The sequence below is a fragment of the Methanocalculus sp. genome, from assembly GCF_029762515.1.
Lineage (GTDB): Archaea > Halobacteriota > Methanomicrobia > Methanomicrobiales > Methanocorpusculaceae > Methanocalculus.
The window spans coordinates 1-3,413 of the sequence record NZ_JARVGN010000257.1 but is presented as its reverse complement, the minus strand read 5'-3'; the positions used below and the strand labels follow the sequence as shown (position 1 = coordinate 3,413).

Below are 3,413 nucleotides of genomic sequence, written 5' to 3'. Positions count from 1 at the left end.
TGCAGGAGCTGTGGCGATCCCACTCCCGATCGGTGTTGGAGCTGCAATCTACCTGAATGAATATACCCTCGAAGGGCGCCTCACCAGGATTATAAGAGCAGGAAACGACCTCCTGAATGGTACGCCCTCGATCGTCTTCGGTCTCTTTGGATTTGCATTCCTCGTCCTCTTTGTCGGTCTTGGCGTTTCGCTAATAGCCGGACAGATTACCCTTGCCCTGATGATACTCCCAACGATCATCAGGACAAGCGAAGAGGCGCTGAAGTCTGTTCCCGACTCTCTCAGGCATGGAAGTCTTGCGCTTGGAGCGACAAGATGGCATACCATCTCACGGGTTGTACTCCCTGCTGCTGCTCCTGGCATTCTGACAGGAACAATCCTTGGTATCGGAAGAGCCGCAGGAGAGACCGCACCGCTCCTCTTCACTGCCGTTGTCTTCTCAAAACGATATCTCCCGACATCGGTATTTGAGCCGGTGATGGCTCTTCCCTATCATCTTTTTATCCTGGCAACTAATGTACCCGGTGCTGACACGCAGAAATATGGTACCGCACTTGTCCTCCTCGCCCTGGTCACCGGCATTTACACCATTGCCATCATCCTGAGAAGGCATGCAAGAAAGACCGTTACGTGGTGAGATATGAAAGAAATTGCTCTTGAAACAAGAAACCTTGACCTGTATTATGGTGATGCACAGGCACTCCTCGGTGTCGACATCAAAATCCCAAAACATAAAGTCACGGCACTTATAGGTCCATCGGGTTGCGGAAAATCCACACTGCTCAGGTGTTTCAACAGGATGAATGATCTCATACCCGTCTGCACGGTCAAAGGATCGATCCTCTACCACGGCAAGGAGATCACAGAGAGATCAACCGATGTCGTTGAATTACGAAAAAAGATAGGTATGGTTTTCCAGCAGCCAAATCCCTTTCCAAAATCCATCTATGAAAATGTCATCTATGGACCAAAAGTGCATGGTATCAAAGATCGGAAGAGGCTGGATGATATTGCAGAGGAGAGTCTGAGGGGAGCTGCCCTCTGGGATGAAGTAAAAGACCGGCTGCACGACCCTGCACGCGGTCTCTCGGGAGGGCAGCAGCAGCGTCTCTGTATAGCACGAACCCTCTCAGTTGACCCGGATATCATTCTGATGGATGAGCCCTGCTCAGCCCTCGATCCCATTGCTACAGCGAAGATAGAAAACCTCATCACTGAGCTTAAGGAGGAGTACACTGTAGTCATAGTAACGCATAATATGCAGCAGGCAGCACGTGTGTCAGATTACACGGGGTTTATGTATATGGGAAAATTAATAGAATTCGATACCACTCCAGTTATCTTTGAACGTCCAAAGGAAGAACTGACCGAGAACTATATTACCGGGAGATTTGGTTGATTATCATGAAAGACCACTTTCACCAGGAACTCGACGCATACCAGATATCAGTTGAGAATTACAGTATATTCGCCCTCACAATGCTCCGTGATTCCTTTGATGCGTTCCGATCGCTTAATCGGGAGCAGGCATGTGAGATTGCCGGCGGAATGGAGAGCCACTGCATATCCTGCGACACCTCAAACGGGCAACCTGAGATGCATCAACAGATAATGGTTCCGAGAAAGATCTTCCTCAGCCTGAAGAGCGATCAGCTTGAAGAGGAGGGGCTCATGCTGATAGGACTTAATCAGCCTGTGGCACGGGATCTCCGGACCATCTCATGCTGTATGAACCTTATCACTTCAGCAGAGAGGATCGGAAGATATGGAAAGGATATCTGCCATTGCACCTATAAACTCCCGGATGGTATCCACATTAAGGATATGATGGGGCTCCCGGAGATGGCCGCTCTTGCAATCTCAATGCTAGAAGATGCGATCACCGCCTTCCGGACACATGATCTCGGGATGATCAGAGGCTTTTCTGAACGTGACGATTGTGTAGATCGGATGCGATATAACATCTATGAGGACTGTATCATGATCATGAAAGAGGATCCAAAAACCATTCCCTACTGCGCAACCTACCTCCTCATCGACCGCTATCTTGAGCGGTGTGCGGATCATGCATGCAAGACTGCCGAAAAGATCCATTACATGGTCACCGGCGAGCGGGTCGATATCCGGTAATCCCCTCTTTTTATCTCCATCTGTGCCAAAAGTATGCATAATGGAGAGGAGTACCCACATCCCTGAGCTTCTGGCACCTGCCGGTTCCCGCGAGGCATTTGAGGCTGCCGTTGCAGCAGGAGCAGACGCGATCTACCTCTCAGGCAGCCGTTTCGGCGCACGGGCATATGCTGCAAACTTCGATGATGATGCACTGGTACAGGTCATACAGGATGCCCATGCCCGTTCCATAAAGGTCTATGTTACCGTCAATACCCTCGTATCTGATGATGAAATGCCTGCTGTAGCCGAATACCTCCTCTTCCTCTACAGGATCGGAGCCGATGCCATCCTCATCCAGGATCACGGGGTCCTCTCGATTGCACGCCGGATTGTGCCAAAGCTCACGCTCCATGCCTCAACCCAGATGACGATCCATTCCATCGAAGGGCTCAGATATGCCGCAGCACATGGGATCAGCCGTGTCGTCCTTGCGCGTGAGCTCTCAATCGATGAAGTCAGGAGTCTCCAGCATGAGGCAGAGACGCTTGGCATAGGACTGGAACTCTTTGCACATGGAGCCCTCTGTATGGGGTACTCGGGGCAATGCCTTCTCTCTTCTGTCATCGGCGGGCGAAGCGGAAACCGTGGCACCTGCGCCCAGCCATGCCGCCGGAAGTACATTCCGATCATCGGATCAGGAGATCGATTTGGGAGAATAATTCCGGATGGGGAGGAGAGGGACGGGGGGTACCTCCTCTCACCCCAGGATCTCGCTACATATCCCCGGTTACCTGAGATGATGGATGTCGCGGCACTCAAGATTGAAGGGAGGATGAAATCCCCTGAATATGTGGCAACCGTCATCTCGCTCTACCGAAAGGCACTCGATCAGATTCAATCCGGGACATTCTCACCCGATCCGGTGGAACTGCTCTCAGCACAGTTTGCATTTAATCGCGGCTTTACTGAGGGACACCTCTTTGGCGCAATTGGATCAGCATTTGTCTCAGAAGATCGCCCTGACAACCGCGGTGTCAGATTTGGAACCGTCCAGTGGTATGATCGTGAGCGCGGTGAGGCAGTCGTCGGGGATCTGACGGCACCATACCCGGAGAGAGGGGATGGGATCGTCTTCTCAAAAGATGGAGAGGAAGATATCGGCTGTGAGATCCGGACCAATCTTCGAATTGAAAGCGGACGGATGCGGGTGAAAGTCCCGGTTCCCGTGAAGAGGGGGATGGAGGTTGCGATCAACAGGCGTGCCTCTGTGGAGCAGGCAGCCGCAGCAATTATCGCAACCT

General features: G+C 51.7%; 4 protein-coding genes. All 4 read left to right on the top strand.

Annotated features, from left to right (window positions below; all coding sequences use genetic code 11):
• Window positions 1-637, top strand: a 637-nt coding sequence (pstA, locus tag QCH34_RS09200) for a phosphate ABC transporter permease PstA (RefSeq protein WP_300333176.1), incomplete at its 5' end; no start/stop codon positions are given.
• A gap of 3 nt (window positions 638-640) precedes the next feature.
• Window positions 641-1,399 (top strand): phosphate ABC transporter ATP-binding protein PstB, encoded by a 759-nt coding sequence (gene pstB / locus QCH34_RS09195; RefSeq protein WP_300333174.1) that lies wholly within the window; start codon window positions 641-643, stop codon window positions 1,397-1,399.
• Window positions 1,400-1,404: 5 nt separating this feature from the next.
• Window positions 1,405-2,130, top strand: coding sequence for a PhoU domain-containing protein (locus tag QCH34_RS09190; protein ID WP_300333171.1), 726 nt, complete (start codon window positions 1,405-1,407; stop codon window positions 2,128-2,130).
• 40 nt (window positions 2,131-2,170) lie between these two features.
• Window positions 2,171-3,413: peptidase U32 family protein (locus tag QCH34_RS09185; RefSeq protein ID WP_300333169.1), on the top strand; the 1,243-nt coding region annotated here is incomplete at its 3' end.

Bases quoted from the DNA above. Each gene is read 5' to 3' on its own strand.
- pstB (WP_300333174.1), top strand. From the start codon at position 641: ATGAAAGAAATTGCTCTTGAAACAAGAAACCTTGACCTGTATTATGGT.
- QCH34_RS09190 (WP_300333171.1), top strand. From the start codon at position 1,405: ATGAAAGACCACTTTCACCAGGAACTCGACGCATACCAGATATCAGTT.